Source organism: Nocardia heshunensis, assembly GCF_054782115.1.
On the sequence record NZ_BAAGTC010000008.1, the window covers coordinates 132755 to 158776 of the forward strand.

Annotated in this window: 17 protein-coding genes; all 17 read right to left on the reverse strand. The window is 66.4% G+C overall.

Going from position 1 to position 26022, the window contains the following annotated elements:
- Positions 1–80 precede the first annotated feature (80 nt).
- The 17 genes from ACYVN4_RS26740 to ACYVN4_RS26820 all read right to left on the reverse strand — a co-directional run bounded on the left by ACYVN4_RS26740 (position 81) and on the right by ACYVN4_RS26820 (position 26012).
- Positions 81–4034: a DNA-directed RNA polymerase subunit beta' gene (locus ACYVN4_RS26740; RefSeq protein WP_460724770.1), complete on the reverse strand. Its 3954-nt coding sequence runs from the start codon at positions 4032–4034 to the stop codon at positions 81–83.
- 95 nt (positions 4035–4129) lie between these two features.
- Complete coding sequence (gene rpoB, locus ACYVN4_RS26745) at positions 4130–7618, reverse strand: DNA-directed RNA polymerase subunit beta (RefSeq protein ID WP_460724771.1); 3489 nt, start codon at positions 7616–7618, stop codon at positions 4130–4132.
- A gap of 554 nt (positions 7619–8172) precedes the next feature.
- Positions 8173–8919, reverse strand: coding sequence for a hypothetical protein (locus tag ACYVN4_RS26750; RefSeq protein WP_460724772.1), 747 nt, complete (start codon positions 8917–8919; stop codon positions 8173–8175).
- A 12-nt stretch (positions 8920–8931) separates the two neighbouring features.
- Entirely contained in the window at positions 8932–9735 is an 804-nt protein-coding gene (locus tag ACYVN4_RS26755; RefSeq protein ID WP_460724773.1) for a hypothetical protein, read from the reverse strand.
- A gap of 61 nt (positions 9736–9796) precedes the next feature.
- The gene (locus ACYVN4_RS26760) at positions 9797–11041 is read right to left on the reverse strand and encodes an MCE family protein (RefSeq protein WP_460724774.1); all 1245 of its coding nucleotides are present in this window, start codon (positions 11039–11041) and stop codon (positions 9797–9799) included.
- Positions 11038–12279: an MCE family protein gene (locus ACYVN4_RS26765; protein ID WP_460724775.1), complete on the reverse strand. Its 1242-nt coding sequence runs from the start codon at positions 12277–12279 to the stop codon at positions 11038–11040. The genes ACYVN4_RS26760 and ACYVN4_RS26765 overlap by 4 nt, the downstream gene beginning before the upstream one ends.
- Positions 12276–13547 carry an MCE family protein gene (locus tag ACYVN4_RS26770; protein WP_460724776.1) on the reverse strand — a complete coding sequence of 424 codons (1272 nt, stop codon included), beginning with the start codon at positions 13545–13547 and terminating at the stop codon, positions 12276–12278. The genes ACYVN4_RS26765 and ACYVN4_RS26770 overlap by 4 nt, the downstream gene beginning before the upstream one ends.
- A 3-nt stretch (positions 13548–13550) precedes the next feature.
- Positions 13551–14558, reverse strand: a complete 1008-nt coding sequence (locus tag ACYVN4_RS26775; RefSeq protein ID WP_460724777.1) for an MCE family protein — start codon at positions 14556–14558, stop codon at positions 13551–13553.
- The gene (locus ACYVN4_RS26780) at positions 14558–15634 is read right to left on the reverse strand and encodes an MCE family protein (protein WP_460724968.1); all 1077 of its coding nucleotides are present in this window, start codon (positions 15632–15634) and stop codon (positions 14558–14560) included. The genes ACYVN4_RS26775 and ACYVN4_RS26780 overlap by 1 nt, the downstream gene beginning before the upstream one ends.
- 8 nt (positions 15635–15642) lie before the next feature.
- Entirely contained in the window at positions 15643–16995 is a 1353-nt protein-coding gene (locus ACYVN4_RS26785; protein ID WP_460724778.1) for an MCE family protein, read from the reverse strand.
- On the reverse strand, positions 16992–17858 hold the full coding sequence (locus ACYVN4_RS26790) for an MlaE family ABC transporter permease (RefSeq protein ID WP_460724779.1): 867 nt from the start codon (positions 17856–17858) through the stop codon (positions 16992–16994). Before ACYVN4_RS26790 ends, ACYVN4_RS26785 begins: the two co-directional genes overlap by 4 nt.
- A 3-nt stretch (positions 17859–17861) precedes the next feature.
- A complete protein-coding gene (locus ACYVN4_RS26795; protein ID WP_379360272.1) occupies positions 17862–18656 on the reverse strand; it encodes an MlaE family ABC transporter permease in 795 nt (264 codons plus the stop codon).
- Between the two features lie 10 nt (positions 18657–18666).
- Complete coding sequence (locus ACYVN4_RS26800) at positions 18667–19728, reverse strand: ABC transporter ATP-binding protein (protein ID WP_460724780.1); 1062 nt, start codon at positions 19726–19728, stop codon at positions 18667–18669.
- Positions 19729–20005: 277 nt separating this feature from the next.
- On the reverse strand, positions 20006–20383 hold the full coding sequence (gene rplL, locus ACYVN4_RS26805; protein ID WP_460724781.1) for a 50S ribosomal protein L7/L12: 378 nt from the start codon (positions 20381–20383) through the stop codon (positions 20006–20008).
- A gap of 63 nt (positions 20384–20446) precedes the next feature.
- A complete protein-coding gene (rplJ, locus tag ACYVN4_RS26810) occupies positions 20447–21010 on the reverse strand; it encodes a 50S ribosomal protein L10 (protein WP_460724782.1) in 564 nt (187 codons plus the stop codon).
- Positions 21011–21312: 302 nt separating this feature from the next.
- Complete coding sequence (locus ACYVN4_RS26815) at positions 21313–22065, reverse strand: chymotrypsin family serine protease (protein WP_460724783.1); 753 nt, start codon at positions 22063–22065, stop codon at positions 21313–21315.
- Positions 22062–26012, reverse strand: a complete 3951-nt coding sequence (locus ACYVN4_RS26820) for an nSTAND1 domain-containing NTPase (RefSeq protein ID WP_460724784.1) — start codon at positions 26010–26012, stop codon at positions 22062–22064. The genes ACYVN4_RS26815 and ACYVN4_RS26820 overlap by 4 nt, the downstream gene beginning before the upstream one ends.
- Positions 26013–26022: the final 10 nt, after the last annotated feature.

Consider the following 26022-nt stretch of genomic DNA (forward strand, 5'->3'; position numbering starts at 1 on the left):
TCGCCGGATCGGTCCCGAAACGAAAACGGCCCCCGCTCCGGGAAGGAGCGGGGGCCGAAATCTCTTGGCTGCCTACAGGCTTAGCGGTAGTCGCTGAAGCCGTAGTCGTCCAGCGGCACCGCGGCACCGGTGGAGGTGCCGAAGCCGTCCGGGCTGTAGTAGCTGTCGTCGTAGGACGGGACAGCGTACGCGGCCTGACGCGCCTCTTCGGTCGGCTGAACCTGGATGTTGCGGTACCGGTTGATGCCGGTACCGGCCGGGATCAGCTTACCGATGATCACGTTCTCCTTCAGGCCGATCAGCTTGTCGGAGCGGCAGTTGATCGCGGCGTCCGTGAGCACGCGGGTGGTCTCCTGGAAGGAGGCCGCCGACAGCCACGAATCGGTCGCGAGCGACGCCTTGGTGATACCCATCAGGACCGGACGGCCGGAGGCCGGCTCGGCGCCCTCGGAGACCACGCGACGATTCGAGTTCTCGAACTCGGCGCGCTCCACCAGGGAGCCGGGCAGGAACTCGGTCGCACCCGAATCGATGATCGTCACGCGACGCAGCATCTGGCGCACGATGACCTCGATGTGCTTGTCGTGGATCGACACACCCTGCGAGCGGTAGACCTCCTGGACCTCGTGGACCAGGTGGATCTGCACCTGACGGGGACCCATCACGCGCAGCACCTCGTGCGGATCCGCGGAGCCCTCCAGCAGCTGCTGGCCGACTTCCACGTGATCGCCGTCGGCGAGCAGACGCTCGGAACCGTCCTCGTGCTTGAACACCCGCAGCCGCTGACGCTTCGACAGCTTGTCGTACAGGACCTCGTCCGACCCGTCGTCCGGGATGATCGTGATCTTGTAGAAGCGGTCGTCGTCCTCGAGCCGCACGCGACCCGACACCTCGGCAATGGGGGCCTTGCCCTTGGGAACACGAGCCTCGAAGAGCTCCTGAACTCGGGGCAGACCACCCGTGATGTCGTCACCCGCGACACCACCCTGGTGGAAGGTACGCATGGTCAGCTGGGTACCGGGCTCACCGATGGACTGCGCGGCGACGATACCGACGGCCTCACCGATGTCCACCAGCTTGCCGGTCGCCATCGAGCGGCCGTAGCAGGTCGCACACACGCCGGTGCCGGTGGTGCAGGTCAGCACGGAGCGGACCTTCACCTCGGTGATACCGGCGTCGAGCAGCGCCTCCAGGGCGGGATCGCCCAGGTCGTGGCCCTTCTCGACAACGACATTGCCCTTGGCGTCGACCGCGTCGGTGGCCAGCGTACGAGCGTAGGTGCTGGTCTCCACGTGGGCGTCCCGGATGAGCGAGCCGTCGGCCTGCTTCTCCGCGATCGGCACCACGATGCCGCGCTCGGTGCCACAGTCGGTCTCGCGCACGATGACGTCCTGCGACACGTCCACCAGACGACGGGTCAGGTAACCCGAGTCGGCGGTACGAAGCGCGGTGTCGGCCAGACCCTTTCGCGCACCGTGGGTGTTGATGAAGTACTCCAGAACCGTCAGACCCTCACGGAAGGAGGACTTGATCGGCTGCGGGATGAACTCACCCTTCGGGTTCGTCACCAGACCCTTCATACCGGCGAGGGTACGAGTCTGGGTGAAGTTACCCGTGGCGCCCGAGTCGACGATCGTGATGATCGGGTTGTCGGCCGGGTAGTGCGCACGCAGCGCCTTACCGACCTCTTCGGTCGCTTCCTGCCAGATCTTGACCAGGGCGTTGTTGCGCTCCTGGTGATCCAAAGCACCACGCTGGTACTTCTTCTCGATCTGATCGGCCTGCGCGTCGTAACGCGCCATGATCTCGGCCTTCTCGGTCGGCACGAGCACGTCCGACATGGCGACCGTGACGCCGGAACGCGTGGCCCAGTAGAAGCCCGAGTCCTTCAGCTTGTCGACGGTCTGCGCGACCACGATCATCGGGTAACGCTCGGCGAGATCGTTGATGATCGCCGCCTGACGCTTCTTCGGCATCGGCTCGTCGATGAACGCGTAGTCCGCCGGGAGCAGATCGTTGAAGATGACGCGGCCCAGCGTGGTCTTGGTGAGCCACGCGTCGCCCCGCTGCCAGCCGTTCGGGAACAGCTCGGTCTCGACATCCCGCGGCGGACGCTGCTCGGTCAGACGGATCTTGATCAGCGTACGCACGGTGAGCTCACCGCGGTCGACGGCCATCTGCGCCTCGGCGGGCGAGGAGTAGACGCCGAACTCGGCCGAATCCTTGGCGGCCGCGCGGTACTCGCCCTTCGCGTTCTCTTCGAGACGCGTCAGGTAGTACAGACCGGTCACCATGTCCAGACGCGGCATGGCGAGCGGACGACCCGAGGCGGGCGACAGGATGTTGTTCGAGGACAGCATCAGGATGCGGGCCTCGGCCTGCGCCTCCGCGGACAGCGGAAGGTGCACGGCCATCTGGTCACCGTCGAAGTCGGCGTTGAACGCCTCACACACGAGCGGGTGCAGCTGGATGGCCTTACCTTCGACCAGCAGCGGCTCGAAGGCCTGGATACCCAGGCGGTGCAGGGTGGGCGCACGGTTCAGCAGCACCGGGTGCTCGGAGATGACCTCTTCGAGGACATCCCACACCTGGGGACGCTGACGCTCGACCATCCGCTTGGCGGACTTGATGTTCTGCGCGTGGTTCAGATCGACCAGACGCTTCATGACGAACGGCTTGAACAGCTCGAGCGCCATCAGCTTCGGCAGACCACACTGGTGCAGCTTCAGCTGCGGACCGACCACGATGACCGAACGGCCCGAGTAGTCGACACGCTTGCCGAGGAGGTTCTGACGGAAACGACCCTGCTTGCCCTTGAGCAGATCGCTCAGGGACTTCAGCGGGCGGTTACCCGGACCGGTGACCGGACGGCCACGACGGCCGTTGTCGAACAGCGCGTCCACCGACTCCTGAAGCATGCGCTTCTCGTTGTTCACGATGATCTCGGGCGCACCCAGATCGATCAGTCGCTTCAAACGGTTGTTGCGGTTGATGACGCGGCGGTACAGGTCGTTCAGGTCGGAGGTCGCGAAGCGGCCACCGTCCAGCTGCACCATCGGGCGCAGCTCCGGCGGGATCACCGGCACGGCGTCGAGGACCATGCCCATCGGCGAGTTGCCGTTGGTCTGGAACGCGGCGACGACCTTCAGACGCTTCAGCGCGCGAAGCTTCTTCTGGCCCTTGCCCGTACGAATGGTCTCGCGCAGGAACTCGGCCTCGGCGTCGATGTCGAAGGTCTCCATGAGCTTCTGGATCGCCTCGGCACCCATGGCGCCCGTGAAGTATTCGCCGTAGCGGTCCTGCAGCTCGCGGTAGATCACCTCGTCGATGATCAGCTGCTTCTTGGCCAGCTTGGTGAAGGTGGTCCAGATCTCGTCGAGACGATCCAGCTCACGCTGGGCGCGGTCGCGCAGCTGACGCATCTCGCGCTCGCCGCCGTCCTTGACCTTGCGGCGGACATCGGACTTGGCACCCTCGGCCTCGAGCTCGGCCAGGTCGGCCTCGAGCTTCTGGGCGCGGGCCTCCAGGTCGGCGTCACGCTGGTCGGCGACGGTCTTCTTCTCGACCTCCATCTCCGCCTCGAGCGTGGACAGCTCGTTGTGGCGCAGCTCGTCATCGACAGCGGTGATGACGTAGGCGGCGAAGTAGATGATCTTCTCGAGATCCTTCGGCGCCAGGTCGAGCAGGTAGCCCAGACGCGACGGGACACCCTTGAAGTACCAGATGTGGGTGACCGGGGCGGCCAGCTCGATGTGGCCCATGCGCTCACGACGCACCTTGGCGCGAGTCACCTCGACGCCACAGCGCTCACAGATGATGCCCTTGAAGCGGACGCGCTTGTACTTGCCGCAGTAGCACTCCCAGTCCCGGGTGGGACCGAAGATCTTCTCGCAGAAGAGGCCGTCCTTCTCCGGCTTCAACGTGCGGTAGTTGATGGTCTCCGGCTTCTTGACCTCGCCAAACGACCAGTTGCGAATGTCTTCGGCGGTCGCCAGGCCGATCCGGAGTTCATCGAAGAAGTTGACGTCTAGCACGTAACTTCCTTTCCCCTGTTCGGGTTGAGTTTGAGCAAAAGTTCGCTAAATCCGTTGCCGCGGGACGCTTTTCAGGGCGTCCCGCGACCGATCGCTCACTGCGCCAGGTCGTCGACCGTCGCAGCCTCGTTGCGGGACAGGTTGATACCCAGGTTCGCCGCGGCGCGCTCCAGGTCCTCGTCGTCACCGTCACGCATTTCGATGGCGGCGCCGTCCGAGGACAGCACCTCCACGTTCAGGCACAGCGACTGGAGTTCCTTGAGCAGAACCTTGAACGACTCCGGGATACCCGGCTCCGGAATGTTCTCGCCCTTGACGATGGCCTCGTACACCTTCACGCGGCCGACCACGTCGTCCGACTTGATGGTGAGGAGTTCCTGCAGGGTGTAGGCCGCGCCGTACGCCTGCATGGCCCAACATTCCATTTCACCGAAGCGCTGACCACCGAACTGCGCCTTACCACCCAGCGGCTGCTGCGTGATCATCGAGTACGGACCGGTCGAACGCGCGTGGATCTTGTCGTCGACCAGGTGGTGCAGCTTCAGGATGTACATGTAGCCGACGGCCACCGGGTACGGGAACGGCTCGCCGGAGCGGCCGTCCAGCAGGATGGCCTTGCCGTTGTCGTCGATCATCTTCTCGCCGTCGCGGTTCGGCAGAGTCGAACCGAGCAGGCCGGTCAGCTCTTCCTCGCGCGCACCGTCGAACACCGGGGTGGCGATGTTCGTGTCGGCCGGCTGTCCGATCATTTCCTCGGGCAGGTTCTTCGCCCAGTCCGGGGTGCCGTCGACCTGCCAACCGGTCTTGGCGATGTAACCCAGATGGGTTTCCAGCACCTGGCCGATGTTCATACGACGCGGCACACCGTGGGTGTTCAGGATGATGTCGACCGGGGTGCCGTCCGGGAGGAACGGCATGTCTTCCTGCGGAAGGATCTTGCCGATGACACCCTTGTTGCCGTGGCGGCCGGCCAGCTTGTCGCCGTCCTGGATCTTGCGCTTCTGCGCAACGTAAACGCGCACCAGCTCATTCACGCCGGGGGGCAGATCGTCGTCGTCGTCACGCGAGAAGACGCGCACGCCGATGACCTTGCCGGACTCACCGTGGGGCACCTTGAGGGAGGTGTCGCGAACCTCGCGAGCCTTCTCACCGAAGATGGCGCGCAGCAGGCGCTCTTCGGGGGTCAGCTCGGTCTCGCCCTTCGGGGTGACCTTGCCGACCAGGATGTCGCCGTCACGGACCTCCGCGCCGATGCGCACGATGCCGCGCTCGTCGAGGTCCGCGAGGACCTCGTCGGAGACGTTCGGGATGTCCCGGGTGATCTCCTCGGCACCGAGCTTGGTGTCGCGAGCGTCGATCTCGTGCTCCTCGATGTGAATCGAGGTGAGCACGTCGTCCTCCACGAGGCGCTGCGACAGGATGATCGCGTCCTCGTAGTTGTGGCCTTCCCACGGCATGATCGCCACGAGCAGGTTCTTGCCCAGGGCCATCTCACCGTTCTCGGTGCAAGGACCGTCGGCGAGCACGTGCCCGGCCTCCACGCGGGTGCCCTCGTCCACGATCGGACGCTGGTTGGCGCAGGTGCCCTGGTTGGAGCGCTCGAACTTGCGCAGGCGGTAGCTGCGGCGGGTGCCGTCGTCGTGCATGACGGTGATGAAGTCGGCCGAAACCTCTTCCACCACACCGGCCTTCTGGTTCACGACCACGTCGCCGGCGTCGACCGCGGCACGCAGCTCCATACCGGTGCCGACCAGCGGCGACTCGGAACGGATCAGCGGCACGGCCTGACGCTGCATGTTCGCGCCCATGAGGGCACGGTTGGCGTCGTCGTGCTCGAGGAACGGAATCATGGCCGTCGCGACCGACACCATCTGGCGCGGCGAGACATCCATGTAGTCGATGTCCTTGGCGGGGACGTATTCCATTTCCTCGTTGCCGTGGCGGGCGAGGACGCGCTCCTCGAGGAACTTGCCGTCCGAGTCCACCGGCGAGTTCGCCTGTGCGCGGATGTGGCGGTCTTCCTCGTCGGCGGTGAGGTACTTGACCTCATCGGTGACGCGGCCGTCGACGACCTTGCGGTACGGGGTCTCGATGAAGCCGAACGGGTTCACCCGGGCGTAGACCGAGAGCGAACCGATCAGGCCGATGTTCGGGCCTTCCGGGGTCTCGATCGGGCACATGCGGCCGTAGTGCGACGGGTGGACGTCACGGACTTCCAGGCCGGCACGCTCACGGGACAGACCACCCGGGCCCAGCGCCGAGAGACGACGCTTGTGGGTCAGACCCGAGAGCGGGTTGTTCTGGTCCATGAACTGCGACAGCTGCGAGGTGCCGAAGAATTCCTTGATCGCCGCCACGACGGGACGGATGTTGATCAGGGTCTGCGGCGTGATGGCCTCGACGTCCTGGGTGGTCATGCGCTCACGCACGACACGTTCCATACGCGAGAGGCCGACGCGGATCTGGTTCTGGATCAGCTCGCCAACCGTCCGCAGACGACGGTTGCCGAAGTGGTCGATGTCATCGACGTCGACCGGGACTTCGGAGCCACCGGGGGCGGTCATCATGCGATCGCCCTGGTGCAGACGGACCAGGTACTCGATCGTCGCGACGATGTCTTCCTTGGTCAGCGTCGAGCCGGTGACCGGCTGGTCCAGGTTCAGGCCCAGCTTCTTGTTGATCTTGTAGCGACCGACGCGCGCCAGGTCGTAGCGCTTCTCCTTGAAGAACAGGTTCTCCAGCAGGGTCTGCGCGGACTCCTTGGTCGGCGGCTCGCCCGGACGCAGCTTGCGGTAGATGTCGAGCAGCGCCTCGTCCTGACCCGGGGTGGAGTCCTTCTCGAGGGTGGACATCATGATCTCGGAGAAACCGAAACGCTCGGTGATCTCCTCGGTGGTCAGACCCAGCGCCTTCAGCAGCACGGTGACCGGCTGGCGACGCTTGCGGTCGATACGCACACCGACGGTGTCGCGCTTGTCGACGTCGAACTCCAGCCACGCGCCGCGCGAGGGGATGACACGCACGGAGTGCAGCGTCTTCTCGGTCGACTTGTCGATGGAGTCGTCGAAGTACACACCCGGCGAACGGACCAGCTGCGACACGACGACGCGCTCGGTGCCGTTGATGATGAACGTGCCCTTGTCGGTCATCATCGGGAAATCACCCATGAAGACCGTCTGAGACTTGATCTCACCGGTGTTGTTGTTGATGAACTCCGCCGTCACGAACAGCGGAGCCGCATACGTCATGTCCTTGTCCTTGCACTCTTCGATGGAGGCCTTGACCTCTTCGAAGCGCGGGTCGGAGAAGGACAGTGACATGGAACCGGAGAAGTCCTCGATCGGCGAAAGCTCCTCGAGCACCTCCTCGAGGCCCCCGACGGGGTTCGTGACGTCGCCGCGCGCGATGGCACGTTCACGCCAGTCTGCTGAACCGACCAGCCAGGCGAACGATTCGGTTTGTAGATCGAGAAGTCCGGGAACCTCGAGGGGTTCGCGAATCTTCGCGAAAGACACCCGCTTCGGGGCTCCGGGGATACCGGCCTTGGTCTGGGTGGAGACTGCCAAGATGCGTCCTTCCAGCACCTCACGCGCGTCGCGTGGTGGTCCGCGACCGTCGCTTGTCTGCTACGAATTCCGCTGGTTACTACCCCGAACGAAACCCGAACAGCAGACAGCGGAAGTAACACCGGAAGGTGGAACTTTCGTGATGCGATCGAGGTATGGACAGGAGGCAGCCAGCGCAACGTCCAAAACTACACCCAAACCTACGGGGGTGTCAAAGTACCACCCGTGGCGATCCGTGGGCGGCAACTTCGCCCCGGTGTGTCTGTGTCGATATCGGGGCGACCCGCGCCCGATAACGGCACTTCCGAGTGACGGTCTCCACATGGATTTCCGGCTGGGCCGCAGAGTCCGCTGGCTGCGTTCGCAAGGCCCTCGCCGGCGTCATGTCCCCTGTGACAGCCGCCGCTGTTGTGAATAGCGTGACGGCTCGGGCGAAAGTCGTCAAGTGGCGGCCCGAGTTGACAAATCGCGAGATCGCCTGTCCCACTACAAGATCACCCGGCGACGTCGCACGATACCGGAAAGACACCGGTGAGCGGCCCGGTCGAGGACCACTTCACCGGTGCCGGGGGCTACTTGTCGGTGATATCCGAGGCCAGCCAGTGGCCGTCGATCTTCTGCATGCGCAGCACGATCGGGCCCGACGCGAGGGGTTCGGGCTTGCCGTCCTTGATGGCCGAAATGTTCAGGTTGACCAGCAGTTCCGCGCGATCGCCGGTGAGCAGGGTCACGCCGATCGGGTCGGTCTTGACCTCGGTGTCGGTCTGGGTCTGCTTGATGGTGTCGACGGTGGTGTCGACGTACTTGGCGAAGTCCTTCTGCATCTTGTCGGTGAGCACCGAGTTGACCGTGGACTTCCACTTGTCGATGTCGGCGGCCTTGTAGCCGTACAGGGTGGCCAGGGCGTGATCGCCCGCGGCCTTCACCTCGTCGGTGGCGCCGTTGTCGACGTAGGCGAGATTCCCGGAGTCCGACTTGGGCTTCTCCACCCAGTGGAACACCGCGCCGGTCACCGCGAAGGCCAGCAGCAGCACCGAGACCGCGCCACAGATCGTGGCGACACCCCAGTTACGCCAAAATCCGCCCTGCCGGGTCGGCTTGGAATACTGTTGCGAGGCAGGGAGTTTGGTCAGGCCCGAGCCGCGCGGCGGGGTGGAACGTGACGCGGATCGGCTGGAACGCTCGGTGGTGGACCGGGCGTTCTTCACTGTCGAAGCGTTCCGCACGTCTGCCGCGGTCGTCCGCGACGCGGTACCGCGAGAGGCGGCCGGGCGGCGCGGGGTGGTGACGCGGTTGACGGGGCGTTTCCGATTGGCCATGGTCACTCCCTCCTAGTTGCCCGGTTTGGGGGTCGGGGTCTGGGTCGAGGTCGGCTGCTGGGCGTCCTGCTGCGGCGCGGCCGTGCCCAGCGGTACCGGTTCGCCCAGGTTCTGGGCCTTCTCGGCCTTCCAGGTGCTGCCCTGCTTGACCATGTCGAGGGTCCACAGCTGGCGGAAGGTGGCGGGCTGGCCGCCGGGCCAGCTGCGGGTGATCTTCAGCACCGCGAAGGCGGAGGCGTGGTCGAGCTCGCTGTTGAGCGAGGTGAGGGTGAGGCCCTCGACGTCGGCCGTGATGCGGGTCTTGGAGTCCTGGGCGGTCTGCTTGAGCTGATCCTGCCCGTCCTCCTGCTGCTTGAGCAGGTCCCCGGTCATAGATGACCGGATATTTGCCAGCGACCCGTCGATATCGTCCGGGTTGATGGACATCAGGTTCATTGCGGCCTGGCGGGCGTCGGTCAGGACGGCGTCGCGGGCGCTCGCCCGGTTGTCGTCCTTGTGGTCGCCGAACCAGAGGAAGCCGACCACGGCCGCCGCGACCACGGAGGCCGCCAGCAGTACGACGGCACCGACCAGCGCGAAACGCTGCATATCGGAAGGCCGCGACGCGGGCTCGGAGTGGACGGGTGCGGGCGCGGAGTCGACGGGCTTGTCCAGTACGACGGTCGGCTCGGCAGCCGATTCGACCGTCTCCGTAGCGGATTCGCTCACCGTGGTGTCGGCGTCAGCCGGACCCGCGTCCGGGGTGGTTTCGGGAACCGACTCGCTCGTCGGCTTCTCGAGGTGCTCCCCCGAATCGCTGTCCTTTTGCTGGCTCACGCCGCCACCATACTTTCCTCTCTTCGCGTCCTAGCTGGGACTGTGTGTCACACGACCGTCGTCAGTGCTTGACCGTCACGCCCATGAGCGTCGACAGCTGGGTCGCGACCGGGTTCAGGTTGAGCTTTTCCGGGTCGTACTTGGGCTTGTCGTCCCACGGCTGCGGGACGCTCGGGTCGGCCAGTTCGGCGCGTGCGCCGCCACGGACGGCGGTCTCGCTGCCCTGCGGGACGGTGCAGGCGGCCTGGGTGTTGAACGGGAAATCGTCGCGGCTGTCGTCGAAGTTGGGGTTCTGGGCCTTCATCTGGTCCAGAATCCGTTGCGTGCCTTCGTATCCGACGGTGCAGGCGGGCGGGTTGTTGGTCTCGAGCACCAGGCCGAAGTGGGTGGTGCCGTCGCCGGGCGCGGTGGAGGAGCCACCGAGCGGCAGCAGCGGCAGCATGGCCAGCACCGGGCCGAGCGCGTAGAACTTGGGCGAGACGGTCAGCAGCAGGGTGCGCAGATTGCCGAGATCCGTGGTGAGGGCCGGGCCGCTCTCCTGCAGCAGGCGCTGGATCGCGGAGCCCGCGTCGGTGCCGGTGCCGATGAGGCGGCGGATGTCCGGATCGTTGGACTTCAGCTGCGCGGTGAGCTTGTCGAGGCCGTCGCTGAACTGCAGGATCGCCGGGGACTGCTCGGCCTGGGTGGCCAGCGCGGTGTGCGCGGAGCGGATCAGCGCCAAGGTCTGCTGCAGGTTGTCGCCACTGGCGGTGGCGGTGAACTTGTTGAGCGAGTCGACCAGGATCTTGAGGTCGTCGCCGCGGCCGTCGAACGCCTTGCCCAGCTCGGTGATGGTGGTGGACAACGCCTTCAGGTCGGTGGTGCTGGCGAAGGTGTCGACGCTGGAGAGCAGTTCCTCGACGTGGATCGGGGTGCTCGCGCCCTTGATGACGGAGCCGTCGTGCAGGTAGGGCGAGGTGTCGCTGGTCGGCATCAGGTCGACGTACTGCTCGCCGATGGCGGAGCGGTCGGCGATGGCGGCCACCGCATTGGCGGGCACCTTGGGCTTGCCGGAGTTCATCTCCAGGGTGATGAGCACGCCGTCGGGGGTGACGTCGAGGTCGCCGACCCGGCCCACGGGGACGCCGCGGTAGGTGACCTCGGCGCCCTTGGACAGGTTGCCGGTCTCCTTGGCCTCGACCTTCACCTTGTAGAGCCCGAAGCCCAGCATGTTGTCCAGGCGAACGTATTTGGCGCCGACGAACACGACGCCGAGCACGGCGATGAGCGCGAAGGCGATCAACTGATTACGTACCAGGCGTGTCATCGCGGACCACCCACTCCCAGCTGCTCGAGGATCGATCCCAGCGGATCGGTCGGTCCGGTCGCCCCGGTCGGCCGCGCCACGGTGGGTGGCAGCGGCAGCAGGGAGATGGTCGGCCAGCCGCCGCGCGGCCCGTTGCCGTTGTAGTACGGGTTGGTCGGATCCACGTTCACCGGGCGGCCGCTGGGCGGCAGGTACTGCGGATCCTGTTTGCCGACACCGAGATTCGACAGCAGGGTGCCGATTTGCAGGTCCACCGAGAGCCAGGTGTTGACCTGGCCGCCGAACGTGGACTTGAGGGCCTCGTCCGGGAACGGGTAGGTCGGCAGCAGCGGGAAGGCGGACACCAGATCGTTGGACGACGCGCCCAGCGCCTGCAGCGTGGGCCGCAGCGAGGACAGGTCGGTGATCAGGTTGTCCTTCGAGTGGTTGAGCACGTCGAATCCGGCCTGCCCCACCCGATCCAGCTGGGTGAGCAGCTGAATGAGTTGCGGCCGTTGCTCATTGAGGATCTTGATACCGGCCGGCAGCTCGTCGAGGACCTTGGAGATCTGCATGGTCTGCTGCGCCACCCGACCGCTGAGCGTGTTGAGGCTGTCGAGCGCGCGGGTGATGTTGTCGACCTGGTCGTCGAGACCCTTGATCAGGGTGTTGGCCTGGTCCAGCAGGTCGCGGACCTTGCCCTCACGACCGCCGAGAGTCTTGTTGAGCTCCACCACGATCGGCTGCAGCTGGGCCACGCCGCCGCCGTTGAGCAGCAGCGACAGTGCGCCGAGCACCTGCTCGACCTCGGTGGCGGTCTGGGTGTTCTCGACCGGGATCTTCGCTCCGTCCTTCAGGGGCGCGGAGTCGGGATCCTTGGCGGGAGCGGCCAGTTCGATGTACTTCTCACCGAGCAGGTTGGTCTGCTTGACCTCGGCGTGCGCGTTGGCGGGCAGCTTCACGTCATCGTTGACCAGCACCTGCACGCTGGCTTCCCAGGCGTTGTCGGGTGCGATGCGGATCTTGTCGACGCGGCCCACAGCCACACCGTCGACCTTCACCGAGGACTGCGGGACCAGGTCCAGCACGTCGGCGAAGCGAATATCCAAGTGCAGCGGGTGTTTGCCCACGTTCGGCCCGCCGGGCAGCGGAATGCTGTTCGCGCCGCAGCCCGCGGCCACCAGGGTGACCGCGCCCAGCGAGGTGGCGACCAGGGCGGCCCGCCTGATCCGGCCTCCGCGAATCCGGTTGGCGCTCATCGCTGCCCACCTTCCTGCTGCGACGGCGGCAGCTGGTCGGACGGATTGCCGGGGACGGAGCCGGGCACGGTGTTGTGCTGCTCGTTCTCGCCGCTCAGAATGCCGAAGGGCAGCACCAGCGACGGCGTCTTCACGCCCGCGGTGATCTGGTCGGTGATCGCCTTGCAGTTGTTCAGGATCGGCCCGAGCTGCCGGGAGATGGCGTCGAACTTGGGGTCGCCGGGACGCAGCTTGCCCAGGTCCAGCATCTTGCACACCACACCGAACGGGTCCTGCATGTCGGTGAAGTTGGTGCGCATATTGAGCGTGCCGGTCTCGGCGTCGTGCACGTTGATCAGGTTGCTCAGCGCGGTCGGGATGAGCGGCAACGCCTTGGCCAGATCGTCGCGCTGATCGGCGAGGGTCTGGGTGAGCTTGGTCAGCGCATCGGCGTTGGACTGCACCAGATCCCGGTTGTTGTCGATGAACCGGGCCACGTCACCGAGCGCGACCGACAGCAGGCTCAGCGCGTCGCCGAGGGTCTGGCGCTCGTCGGACAGGAACCCGGCCAGCGAGGCCAGCTGGGTATTGAAGGTCCGCACCTGGGAGTCGTTGTCGGCCAGCATCTGCACGAAGGTCTGCAGGTTCTTGACCGTGTCGAAGATGTCCGTCCGCGAATCCGAGAGGGCGTGCGCGGCCTTGGACAGCTGGGTGAAGCTGTTTCCCAGCGCCTCACCGTTGCCGGAGAGGTTCTCGGCGCCCGTGCGCACCAATTGGTTCAGCGCGCCTTCGCCATTGGCGCCGGGCTTGTTCGCGCCGTCCGGGCCGAGCGCGTTCGACAGCTCGGTGATGCTCTTGTAGAGCCGGTCCACCTCGACCGGGGTCGCGGTGCGGTCCTTCGGGATGGTGGCGTTGCGCCCCATCTTGGGTCCGCCCTTGTAGGCGGGCGCGAGCTGGATGTACCGGTCCGACACCACCGACGGGGTGATCTGCGCGGCCTTGGCATCGGCCGGGACGTCGTACTTGCGATCCACCTCCATGACCACCTCGACGATGTCGCCCTTGGGCGTCACCTTGGTGACATGGCCGACCGGGACGCCCAGGATGCGGACGTCCGAGCCCTCGTAGATGCCGATGGACTTGTCGAAGGCCGCGGTGATGGTGGTGGTGTTGAGCTTCTGGAAGCCCCACCAGCCCACACCCGCGAGCGCGACGGCCAGCACGGCCACCGCCGCGATGACCTTGCTCTTGGTACTCGAACCGCGCAGGGCGGTCAGCGGATTCGTCACGGACTAACCTCCCAGCTTTCGGATCGGATCCCGGTTACCCGGAACATCCGGCAGGGCGGGCGGAATCAGGTTGGTGATGACCGCGTCGAACCAGCGGCCGGTGCCCAGCACGTTGGAGTAGAGCCCGTAGAAGGGCGCGGCCAGGGCGAGCGTCTTGGAGATGTCGGCCTGATGGTTGTTGAGCAGGTCGATGGTCTTGTTGAGGTTGGTCAGCGCCGGGCCGATCTGTTCCTCGTTGTCCTTGACCAGCGCGGTCAGTTCCGTCGCAACGGTTTTCGCGCCGGTGAGCAGCTGGTGGATGGCCTGCTGACGCACGTTCAGCTCGGCCAGCAACTCGCCGCCGTTGGCGATCAGCCGCTCGAATTCCTGATTGCGGTCTGCGAGCACCTTCGAGGTGGTCTTGGTGGCGGCGAACAGCTGCTTGAGCTGATCGTCGCGCTTGGCCAGCGACTCCGAGAGCCGGGCCACGCCGTCGATGGAGCCGCGCAGTTCCGGCGGCGTCGCCGAGAAGGCGTCCGAGAGCACCCGGAAGCTCTGCGCGAGCTGATCGGTCTTGGTGTCCTCGATGTTCTTGGCGGCATCGCTGAACGCGTCGACCACGTCGTACGGAGACACGGTGCGCGAGAGCGGGATCCGGTCGGACGGGTTGAGGATCTTGGTGCCCTTGGGATCGAGCGCCAGGTACTTCTGCCCGAGCAGGGTCTTGATCTGGATCGAGGCGGTGGTCTCGTTGCCGACCCAGGCGTCCTGGGTGCGGAAGTCGACGAGCACCTTGTCGCCGTCGAGGCGGACGTCGGAGACCGCGCCCACCTTCACGCCGGCGATGCGAACCTCATTGCCCTTCTTCAGCCCTGCGGCCTCGGAGAACTCGGCGGTGTACTTGGTGCCGGCCGACAGCAACGGCAGCTTGTCCAGGCTGAACGCGGACATGGTCACCAGCAGCACCATGAGCAGGCCGAGCCCGCCCATGAATACCGGGCTGCGCTTGCCCAATACGGCGCGATCGTCCATCAGCGGCCTCCCTTCCCATGGCAGCGCGGGGCCGGATTCGTGTAGATCGGCTGATTCACCGTCGGCATGTTCGCCAGTGCGGGCGGCAGATTCAGCTGCGGCGCGTCCTTGGTGCCCGGCCCGGCGACGATGTCGATGCCGCACAGGTAGAACTGGAACCAGGAGCCGTAGGAGGCGGCGCGGCCGAGCTTCTCCATCTTGAGGGGCAGGTTGGTCAGGCCCTCGTCGACCTCGTCCTTGCGGTCGTTGAGCGTGCCGGTCAACTGGTTGAGGCCCGCGATCGCGCCCTGCAGGTTCGGCCGGACCGGGACCAGCAGGTCCCCGGTGGCCGAGGCCAGGTTGCCCAGCGAGGTGATCGCGGACCCGATGGTGCCGCGGTCGGCGTTGAGCCCGGTGACCAGCGCCTCGGTGTTCACGATCAGCTGGTCGAGTTGGTCGCCGCGCGAATTGATGCTGTCCAGCACCGCATTCAGGTTCTTGATCAGCTCACCGATCACCGCGTCCTTGTCGGCCACCTTGTTGGTGAGCGAGGCGGTGGTGGCGACCAGATCCCGGATGGTGCCGGATTCGCCCTGGAAGACCTGGATGATCTCCGAGGACAGCTTGTTCACGTCCTCGGGGGTCAGCGTCTGGAACAGCGGCCGGAAGCCGTTGAACAGCTCGGTCAGATTGACCGCGGGCTTGGTGCGCTCCAACGGAATCGTGGAGCCCTTGTTCATCTTGCGGCCCTGCTGCCCGGTGCCCTGCTCCAGCGCGATGTAGCGCTGGCCCACCAGGTTGCGGTACTTGATGGTCGCGGTGGTGGAGGCGGGCAGCCAATCCCGGTCGCTCAGTTCGAATTCCACATTGGCCAGGCGCTTGTCCACGATGGACACCCCGGTCACCTTGCCCACCCGGACACCGGCGATGCGCACCTCGTCGCCCTTGTTCAGGGAGGTGACGTCGGTGAAACGGGCATTGAACTTGGTACCGCCGCCACCGTAGTTGGCGATGGTCAACGCCAGCACGCCCGTCAGGAAGACCGTGACGAGAATGAAGGCGATCAGTTTGGTCAGCGTCGGCCCGAGGCCGCGCAACAGATCCTTCACTTGACGCTCACCTCACTGCCGCGGAACGCCGGGGCGGCGATCTTGGTCACCCAGGTGGGCACCGCTTCGGGCGAAACCCCGTGGGCCGCACCGTAGATCGTGCCCAGCGTCTGGGCCTCCTGCGGCGAATACGCGATGCTCGGGGCCTGCGGCCCGTACACCTTGTACTGCGGCTCCGACATCTTGCCGATGTTCTGGTCACCCGGATTGCGGCTGGGCGGCTGGTAGGAGCCGTCATTGGCGGATCCGTCGGTGTACTGGCCCGGGTCGGTGCCCGGCGGGTACATCGGGACGCACAGCGGCGGACGCGTATCGAACCAGCGCGGCTCGTCCTGGTTGGGGATGTAGCGGCCGCGCGGATTCACGATCTGCACGGTCACGCGCGAACCCGGCAGGTCGGTGCCCTTGCCGAAGATCTGGTCGATGCGCGGCTTGAGCTCCGCCATACCGGCGAGCGCGCAGGCGTAGCTGGGCGAGTACTTGGCCAGCGCCTCGAGCGCGGGGCGCGAGTCGGCGGCCACGTCGATGATGTTGTCGCGGTTGGCCACCAGGAAGTCCGCGGTGGTCGAGGCGCTCGGCGTCAGCGTGGCCAGCAGGGTGTCGATCTGCGAACGCTTCTGCACGATGGTGGCATTGGTGGTGCGCAGGTTGTCCAGCGCGTTCACCAGCTGCGGCGCGGCATCGGCGTAGGTGGTCGCGACATCCGCCAGGCTCTTGAGATCCTGCTGCAGCGTCGGCATTTCACCGTTGACCTGGGTGATGATGTCGTCGAGCCGATCGACGGTCTTGCCCAGTTCCTCACCCTGACCCTGCAGCGCGTTGGACAGCGCGCCCAGCGTGGAGGACAGGTACTGCGGCGGAATCGCCTGCAGCAGCGGCAGAATGTGGTCCAGCAGCTGGCTCACCTCGACGGCATTGCCGGTGGTGTCCTGCTTGAGGGTGACGCCCGCGGTGAGATGCCCCTGCGGGGCGTCCGGCCACACCAGATCGATGTAGCGCTCACCGAACAGCGTCTTGGGCAGCAATCGCGCGGTCACATTGGCCGGGATCTTGCTCGCCTTGTCCGGATCGATGGCCAGATCCAGGGTGACGTTCTTGCCGTCGTACTTGCTCGACCGCATCTCCCCGACCGTCACACCGCGGACCTTCACATCCGCGTTGCGGGTCAAGGCGTTTCCGACGGTGTCGGTGATCAGGTTGACCCGCACCACATCCGTGAACTGCTTGTTGTAGATGGCGATGGTGGTCCACAGGAACAGCGCCACCACGAGGAAGAACAGCACGCCGAGGGTGCGCTTGCGCAGCTTCTCGGTGGAGCGCCACAACTCGATGTTCTTCGGATTGCTCATCCGGCCACCCGCACCGTCGTGGTCGTGCCCCAGATCGCCAGGGACAGGAAGAAGTCCAGCACGTTGATCAGCACGATCGCGGCACGCACCGCGCGGCCCACGGCCACACCGACACCCGCCGGGCCGCCGCTGGCGTTGTAGCCGTAGTAGCAGTGCACCAGGATGATCACGAACGCGAAGACGAGCACCTTCACGAACGAATAGAGCACGTCTTCCGGTGGCAGGAACAGGCTGAAGTAGTGGTCATAGGAGCCACTGGATTGCCCGTTGAAGTAGATGCTGATCAGCCGCGACGCCACATAGGTGCCGAGCAGGCCGACCACGTACAGCGGAATCACCGCGAGGAAGCCCGCGATGGCGCGCGTGGTCACCAGGAACGGCACCGACGGCACCGCCATCACCTCGAGCGCGTCGATCTCCTCGGAGATGCGCATGGCGCCGAGCTGCGCGGTGAAACCACAGCCGACCGTCGCCGACAGTGCCAGCGCCGCAACCAGGGGCGCGAGCTCGCGGGTGTTGATGTAGCCGGTCAGGAAGCCGGTGAGGACTCCGGAGCCAAGGGCGTCAAGGGCTTTGAAGCCCTGCAGGCCGACGACCACACCGACCGAGGCCGACATGAAGACGATGACGCCGATGGTGCCGCCGATGACGGCGAGCGCACCCGAGCCGAAGGTCACCTCGGCCAGCAGCCGCATGACCTCCTTGCGGAAGTGCACGATGGTCTTCGGGATCGCGCCGATCGCCCTGGAGTAGAACGACATCTGGTCCCCGGCCTTGTCGACCAGGTTGACCGGGGCCTCGAGCACAGGTTTGACCCTGCGCGCCGACCGGGTGAAAACGGTGGAACGCTGCGAAACGACCATGGGTCACGCGCCCTTTGCGGGGACGACCTGAAGATAGATCAGGGTCAGAACCAGATTGAGGAAGAACAGCACGAGGAACGTGATCACCACGGACTGGTTCACCGCGTCACCCACTCCTTTCGGTCCCCCCTTCGGATGCAGGCCCTTGTATGCGGCGATCACGCCCGCCACCACGCCGAAGATCAGCGCCTTGATCTCGCCGATCACCAGGTCGGGGATCTGTGCGAGGGCGGAGAAGGACGCGAGGTACGCGCCCGGGGTGCCGCCCTGCAGCCCGACATTGAAGAAGTAGCCACCGCAGATACCGACCACCGACACCAGCCCGTTGAGCAGGAAGGCGACCAGCATCATGCCGAGCACGCGCGGAACCACCAGGCGCTGAATGGGATCGATGCCCAGCACCTCCATGGCGTCGATCTCCTCGCGGATGGTGCGCGAGCCGAGATCGGCGGCGACGGCCGAACCGGCCGCGCCGGCGATGATCAATGCGGTCACCACCGGTGCGGCTTGCTGCACGGTCGCCAGCACGCTGGTCGCGCCGGTGAAGTTCTCCGCACCCAGCTGCTTGATGAGCGAGCCGGTCTGCAGGGCCACCACGGCACCGAACGGGATTGCCACCAGGGCGGCCGGGAGGATCGAGACACTCGCGATGAACCACGACTGCTCGATGAACTCCCGGACCTGGAAGGGCCGCCGGAACGTCTTGCGAAGCACGTCCAGGAACAGTGCGAAAATGTTGCCGGCCTGGGCAAGTCCCGACTCGACCGGGGTGCGCAGTCGCGTCAGGGTGGGATTCACGCGCCGTATGTTACCCGTTAGTCAGGTTCTGTCGAACCGTGGTGTCATACCCGCCGGTATAGGCGGGCATCACCTGTGTGTCGGAATCATCGCCGTTCTGCGACATGGACTCTCGGATGGCTTCCTGAGCGGCCGGGGGCAGCGTGTGCATGATCTGACGGACCCGCTCGCGACGGCGCTGCACGGCACCGCGGATGGGCATGCCCGGCGTGGCACGCATCTGCGGAATGATGCCCTCGACCTCTTCGGCGCCACCGGCGTGGTGACCACCGTCGAACAGGGCCTGCTCGCGGGCCATCTGGGCTTCGTCCTTCTCCTCGGACATGCCGATGGGGCCCTGCATGCGGCCGTTGAGGAACTGCTTGACCACCGGCTCCTCCGAGGTGAGCAGCACCTCGCGGGGACCGAACATGACCAGGTTGCGGCGGAACAGCATGCCGATGTTGTCCGGCACCGAACGGGCCAGGTTGATGTTGTGCGTGACGATCAGGATCGTCGCGTCGATCTGCGCGTTGATATCGATCAACAGCTGCGAGAGATACGTCGTACGAACGGGATCCAGACCGGAGTCCGGCTCGTCGACCAGGATGATCTGCGGGTCCAGCACCAGGGCGCGGGCCAGGCCGGCGCGCTTGCGCATACCACCGGAGATCTCACCGGGGAGCTTGCCTTCGGCGCCGAGCAGACCGGTCAGCTCGAGCTTCTCCATGACGATCTTCTTGATCTCGGATTCGCTCTTCTTGGTGTGCTCGCGCAACGGGAAGGCGGTGTTGTCGAACAGGTTCATCGACCCGAACAGCGCGCCGTCCTGGAAGAGGACGCCGAACAGCTTGCGGATCTCGTACAGATCCTTGTTCGAACAGGTGGTGATGTCGGTGCCGTCGATGTAGATCGAGCCCTTCTCCGGACGGAGCAGACCGATCAACGACTTCAGGAAGACGGACTTACCGGTACCGGACGGGCCGAGCAGAGCGCTGACTTCCCCCGGAGGCAGCGTCAGAGTGACGTCCTGCCAAATACGCTGAGAACCGAACGACTTCGTGATGCCTTCGGTCCTGACCTCGACGCCCACGCCAACCTCCACTTTCTCCGACGAGCGCCCCACATGTGACCGCGCGCCACAAATATCGCGCGGTGTGGCGCGTCACAGTAGGTTCGGCCACTGTATCGCATATATACCGTCTCGGACACCGGGACCTGACTGGTCGGTAGAAAGTTTTCGACCGCAGTCGTGATCACGGCGAAATCACGAGCGCAGATTACGCGAAAAGGGCGATCCCACAATGGGAATCGCCCTTTTCACAAACTAAGCGTCGCCGGGGTATGCCCCCGGCACAATCGCCGTCTTCTTACTTGACGGAGATCTTGGCGCCGGCCTCTTCGAGCTTGGCCTTGGCGGCCTCGGCGGCCTCCTTGTTGACCTTCTCCAGGATGGCCTTGGGGGCACCCTCGACGAGGTCCTTGGCTTCCTTCAGGCCCAGGCCGGAGACGATCTCACGCACGACCTTGATGACCTGGATCTTCTTGTCGCCGGCACCCTCGAGGATGACGTCGAACTCGTCCTGCTCCTCGGCGGCCTCGACCGGAGCAGCGCCACCGGCGACGGCAACGGCGACCGGAGCGGCAGCGGTGACCTCGAACTTGTCCTCGAACGCCTTCACGAACTCGGACAGCTCCAGCAGGGTCATGCCGGCGAAGGTCTCGAGCAGCTCATCAACGTTAGCCATTGATATTTCCTTTCGGTAGATCCGTCACCGCACGAGGGCGACGAATAGGTTTGGGGTAGTGACTTATTCGGCGTCGGCAGCAGCGTCGGCGACCGGAGCGGCAGCGCCACCCTCGGTCTGCTTCTTCTCCTGCAGAGCGGCGAGCAGGCGAGCGACCTGGTTGCCGGGGGCAGCGAACAGACCCGCGGCCTTCGACAGGTTGCCCTTCATGGCGCCGGCCAGCTTGGCCAGCAGCACCTCGCGGGACTCGAGGTCCGCGATGCGCTCGACCTCGGACACGGACAGCGCGACGCCGTCCATGTAGCCGCCCTTGATGATGAGCGCCTTGTTGTCCTTGGCGAACGCCTTCAGCGCCTTCGCGGCGTCGACCGGCTCACCCTTGATGAAGGTGATGGCGGTCGGACCGACGAACAAGTCATCCAGGCCTTCCACGCCCGCCTCAGCAGCGGCACGCTTGACCAGGGTGTTCTTGGCGACGGAGTAGGTAGCGTTCGCACCGAGGGCACGACGCAGTTCGGTGATCTTGCTGACCGACAGGCCACGGTATTCCGTGACGACGGTCGCGGTCGACTCCTTGAACTGCTCGGTGATCTCCGCGACGGCGGTGATCTTCTCAGCGTTTGCCATACTTCGCCTCCTCTCTGGATGGTCGGAATCTCGTATGAACTACCGAGTTCCGCCACAGGGGCCGGCGACAAAGCTAACGCCCCGGTCGCAAGGCGATCCGGGGCGCAGAAGAAACGATCGCGATCGCTCGCGGGTTTCCCGACCTCGGTTCTTCCCTGCGTGGGTCGCCGGCAATATCGCCGGACCTTCAGCTGCCTGACGGCAGCAACCAACGGTCTTCGGTAGAACGATTTGGGGTTGATCTCCGGCAGTCACTTCGAAAAGCGGGCCGATGACCGTCGTCCAATATAGCGGACGCGCATCTATCCACCAAAATCGAGGTGGAATCCGGCTCCGACCCCGCCGCGGGCGTCCATATCGGCGATGATCGCGGTGATCGAGCTGCTGCCGCCCCACATCCAGGAATTACCGACGAGGGCGTCGCCCGAGACTACCGGGGCTCCGGAGTCGCCGGGGATCTCCGAGACCGTGGTCACCAGGTAGGGGCCCAGGGTGGTGACGGTGTTGCCGCAGGTCCGGCCGCTCGTATAGCCCTGCTTGCAGACGGGCGTCCCCGGCGGAGGCGGCGCGGCGATGCGGCGAATCGTGGTGCCGCCCACCGTGTCAACGGGTTCGACGCGCGACTTGTCGAACACGATGATCCCGTAATCGAGGCCGACCCCGTTCGGCCCGGGGACGATCGGGTTGCCTGCGCCGATGTATTCGACGGTCCCCAGCGCCCGAACATCATGGGCCGCACCCTGATCGGTGACCCCCGTCCAGGAGAACACCTCGTCGCCGACCAGTTGCCGCGCGTCCTCGTACATACAGTGCGCGTTGGTGAGGCCGATCAGATTCCCGAGTGCGTCGTACCCGATCGCCGTGAGCGTGCAGTAGCTGAAGAACCGCAGCGTCCCGGCCGGAGTCTGGAACCACGGCCCCTCCGGCAGGGCGATCCCGGTCCCGCCACCCACCGGCACCCGCCCGGTCGGCTCGTCCGCACGGGCCGTCGCGGCGGCACCCGACAGCATCAGCAGCGCGGCGAAAAGCACTGCCGCGCTTCGATATCGATTCATTGCTTCTCCGAACACGGCGGGTGGTAGGCCAGGCGCGGCAGATGCGCCTGCCAGACCTCGGCGGTGAGCACGCCGCGGGTGGCGGTGCAGATGCGTTGACGCGCGTGGTTCTCGTCCAGGTCCCAGATGCTCATGACATCGCTGCCGACGCCGATCAGCAGATCGGTGGATGGATCGAACCCGAGGCTCCAGTTGGTGTGGCCGGGCATGGTGATGGCCCCGCCGATGGGTGTGGGATGCCGGCGATCGCGCATGTCCCAGAGCCGGACCGTGGAATCCGCGCTGGCGGTTGCCATTACGGTGGCGTCGCGGTTGAAGTCCACGGACTGGATGTTGAAGGCGTGCCCGATGACCGGCTCGGTCGACGGTCGGACGTGCTCCGGATCCGAGATGTCCCAGAACCGCAGCGTATTCGCGGCGAGGGTGACCATGGCGTGCCAGTCGGGGGTGATCGCGAACGACGAGAACGGCCGGTCACGGTCGCCGACCATCCGCGCGATCTCGCGTGGCCCCCCTGCCGCACCGAGATCCCACATCTTGATCGTCGACTCCAGCACCCCGCCCGCGGTGGTCTCGGGCGCCATCGTTACCAGGTGGCGCAGATCGGGTGCCACCACGAACCTCGCCAGACCCAGTGTCCCCGAACCGAAACGCACGACCGGGGTCATCGCGACCGGATGCGCGGGATCGGCCAGATCCCACAGTTGATACGACCAGTACGTATTGAGGGTGAGCAGTACCCGGCGGCCCTGCGCGACCCAGCCACTCATGACGCCCGGCACCTGTCCCAGCGGCCGGATGTGCGCCGGATCGGTGAGATCCAGCAGTTGGACTCCGCCGTCCGGTCCCGCGGACACGACCGTCAGCGTGCCGTCGTCACTGATCGAGGGCGACGGGCTGAAGGCCCGGCCGGGCCCGGGGGCGATATCGGCCAGCAGCCGGACCGATTGCCGATCGTGGATGTCCCACAGTTCGATTCGGCCGTTCACCACGCTCGTCACCATGGTGCCGACATTGCTGGTGGCCCCGGCATTGGCGAACCATCCGGCCCGGCCGCCGATCACCGCGGGCGGCAACGACCACAACCGCAGCACCCCGAGCGCGCCGCCGACGACCACCGAGCGACCGTCGGCCGCGAAGGCCACCGTGTTGGGACTGTCCCGGCACGGCTGACTCTCGCTGGCCATCGGGCAGGGCGGCGACGGCGCCGCCAAGGGCTCGCCCAACCGGGTCGGGCGGGCCCGATCGACAATGGTCCACAGGCCGACACCGTCGCGATCGGCGGCCGCCAGCGTATTGCCGTCGGCATCGAAGGCGAGGGCACGCACATCGGACTTGGCCGCGACGATGAGCGAATTGCCGTGCTGGGTCGGGTGTACCGGGTCGGCGAGATCCCACAACGTCACGGTCGCGTCGTCGGTCCCGGCGGCGAAGTACTGGCTGTCGCCGCCGCCGACGGCCAGGGTGGTCCCGTCCGGATCCAGCGCCATGGCCTGAATCGCGGGGCCCGGCACCGTGATCGGCGCACCCACCGGGGCCGGGTCGCCGGTGAGCGTCCACTCCCGCACGGTGTGCCCGCCCGCGACGGCCAGCCAGGCTCCGTGCGGCTGAAAAGCGACGCCCGACACCACATCCGGGATCTGGATGGATCGGCCCGAACGCACCGGCGCGGCGGGATTCTCGATGTTCCAGAGGGTTACGGTGGTGCCACCCACCGCCGCGAGGAGTCCGTTCGGACCGAAGACGAGTCTGCTGGCATCGGTGGTGAGAGCGGGCAGGGCTGCCGGTCGCGCCGGATCCGCCATTCCCCACAGCCGGATCGCACCGCCGCAGACCACCGCGAGCACCGTGCCGTTCGGGCTGAAAGACGTTGCCGTCGCGGCGGCCCCGCAGTCCAGTGACGAGCCGAGGGCACGGGGATGCGCGATATCGGCGACATCCCAGAGCCGGACCGTGCCGTCGTCGGACGCCGAGGCGAGCAGATGCCCGCCCGGCTGATACGCCAGTTCGTTGATGCCCTTGGTGTGCCCGGCCAGGGGTGTGCCCAGCGGCAGATTCTGGGTGCGCAGCAGCCGCGAGCGGAGGTCCGGATCGCCGGGGCGTAGGCGGTCGGCCACCAGTTCCAGCTGCGCGGACAGCGAGGGGTCGGTCGCGCGGACAGTGTCGGCCTCGCCGAGGATTTCGGCAAGGGTGGCATTGTCGTGTTCCTGTGCCGAGAGCCGGGTCTGCGCGTAGGCGGCGATGCCCAGCACCAGCACGCCGACGCCGAGCAGGGCCAGCGCGGTGCGGGTGACCAGGGCCAGGCGGCGCGAACGTCGTTGCGCGGCATGGGCGGCGGTGAGGAATTCGCCGACCGCGCCGCCGAGCGGACGGCCCGCCGGGGTCGCCGTCTCCAACCGCACGCCGTGATAGAGCAGGGCCGGATCACGCTGGGCGGCAAGCCATTCCGTGGCGTCCACGGACAGTCGCTGGCGGAGGAGATGCTCGACCCGGCCGTCATCGATCCACGCACGCAGGCGCGGCCACGCGTCCAGCACGATCTCGTGGGTGAACCAGACCAGCTCCGGGGCCGTGTCGCCGCCGGTGTCGGCGGTGACCAGCCGGGCGTCGATGAGCCGGGTGAGCACGGTATTCGCGGACTCGGCATCCAGGGCGGCGTCCAGCAGCTCCGTGCGCGAGACCCGACGACGGGTGTCGCGGCTGTCCGCACCGACGGTGACCAGCCGCATCAGCAACTGCCGGGCCTCGTCCTGTTCGGCGGGCGAGAGTCCCTGCCAGGCTTCCTCGGCCGTCGCCGCCACCGACCCGGACACGCCACCGGAGCGGCGGTAACCGGCCACGGTCAGGCGCGCGCCCGCCCGCTGCGCCCAGGTGGCGGCCATGACGTGTGAGAACAGCGGCAGGCCGCCCGGATCGTAGCCGCGCCGATCGTGTTCACCGCCCAGGCCGCACAGCTCGGTGACCACCAGTTCCGCCAGCCCGGGTTCCAGATTCAGCCCGGCCGCGCGGGCCGGGCCGGTGACGGCCTCGGTGAGCTCTTCCAATCGCATCGGACCGAGGGCGTAGCAGCGTTGGTTGAGAGCGTCTTCCAGGGCCGGATAGGCCAGGCACTGCGGGTAGAAGTCCGCGCGCACCGCGAGAACGACGGCGGCGCAGCCGTTTTCCCGGGCCGCGGCGAGTTCGGTGAGACGGCCGAGGAACTCCTCGCGCTCGCGCTCGTCGAGGCAGACGGTGAAGGTTTCCTCGAACTGGTCGACGACCAGCAGGGTGCGCCGCTCCGGCGGGCCGTCGCCGTGGCCGTCTCCGTCGCGGTCGAGGAGTTCGGTGAGGGTCTTCACCGGTCGCGAACCGGGTGTCATGGTGGCGACCGTCCAGTCGCCGTCGGTCGCGAGCACGGGCATAAGACCCGCATGCAGCAGTGAGGATTTCCCCGCACCCGAAGCGCCCATGACGACGATCGGACCGGCGTCCGGGCCGGTCACGGTGGCACGCACCAGCTCTCGCAGTTCCGCGGTGGCCCGGCTCCGGCCGAAGAACCACCCGGAATCCGCGGCGCTGTAGGCGGTCAGTCCCAGGTAGGGGCAGACGGATTCGGCGTCCGGATCCCATTCCTGGGCGGCCTTCCACAGCACCCGCCACGCGGTCAGTGTCATCAGCTCGGACGTGTCGCCCTGTTGCGCGGTGGCCCGTTCGATGAGGGTGAGCAGGACCGGTGCCAGCGAATCGAATTCCGCGGGCACGTTTCTCCCGCGCCGCCAGTCGCTGAGTCGCTGCACGGTGACCGGGCTGCCCCCGGCCGGCGCCACCCGTTTGGTGGCCGCGGCGGCCACGGACTGCAAGGTGGGCTTGCCCGCCGCGTCGAACAGCGCCGTCAACTGCTCGGCGAAGACCCGCCTCGGAGAATTACCCGCCCGCCGCTCCGACGCCGCGCCCACACCACTCGACACGCCGCCAATG

Coding starts and splice junctions, on each gene's coding strand:
- ACYVN4_RS26750 (WP_460724772.1), bottom strand. CDS start 8,919: ATGGCCAATCGGAAACGCCCCGTCAACCGCGTCACCACCCCGCGCCGC.
- ACYVN4_RS26760 (WP_460724774.1), bottom strand. CDS start 11,041: ATGACACGCCTGGTACGTAATCAGTTGATCGCCTTCGCGCTCATCGCC.
- ACYVN4_RS26765 (WP_460724775.1), bottom strand. CDS start 12,279: ATGAGCGCCAACCGGATTCGCGGAGGCCGGATCAGGCGGGCCGCCCTG.
- ACYVN4_RS26775 (WP_460724777.1), bottom strand. CDS start 14,558: ATGGACGATCGCGCCGTATTGGGCAAGCGCAGCCCGGTATTCATGGGC.
- ACYVN4_RS26785 (WP_460724778.1), bottom strand. CDS start 16,995: ATGAGCAATCCGAAGAACATCGAGTTGTGGCGCTCCACCGAGAAGCTG.
- ACYVN4_RS26790 (WP_460724779.1), bottom strand. CDS start 17,858: ATGGTCGTTTCGCAGCGTTCCACCGTTTTCACCCGGTCGGCGCGCAGG.
- rplL (WP_460724781.1), bottom strand. CDS start 20,383: ATGGCTAACGTTGATGAGCTGCTCGAGACCTTCGCCGGCATGACCCTG.
- rplJ (WP_460724782.1), bottom strand. CDS start 21,010: ATGGCAAACGCTGAGAAGATCACCGCCGTCGCGGAGATCACCGAGCAG.
- ACYVN4_RS26815 (WP_460724783.1), bottom strand. CDS start 22,065: ATGAATCGATATCGAAGCGCGGCAGTGCTTTTCGCCGCGCTGCTGATG.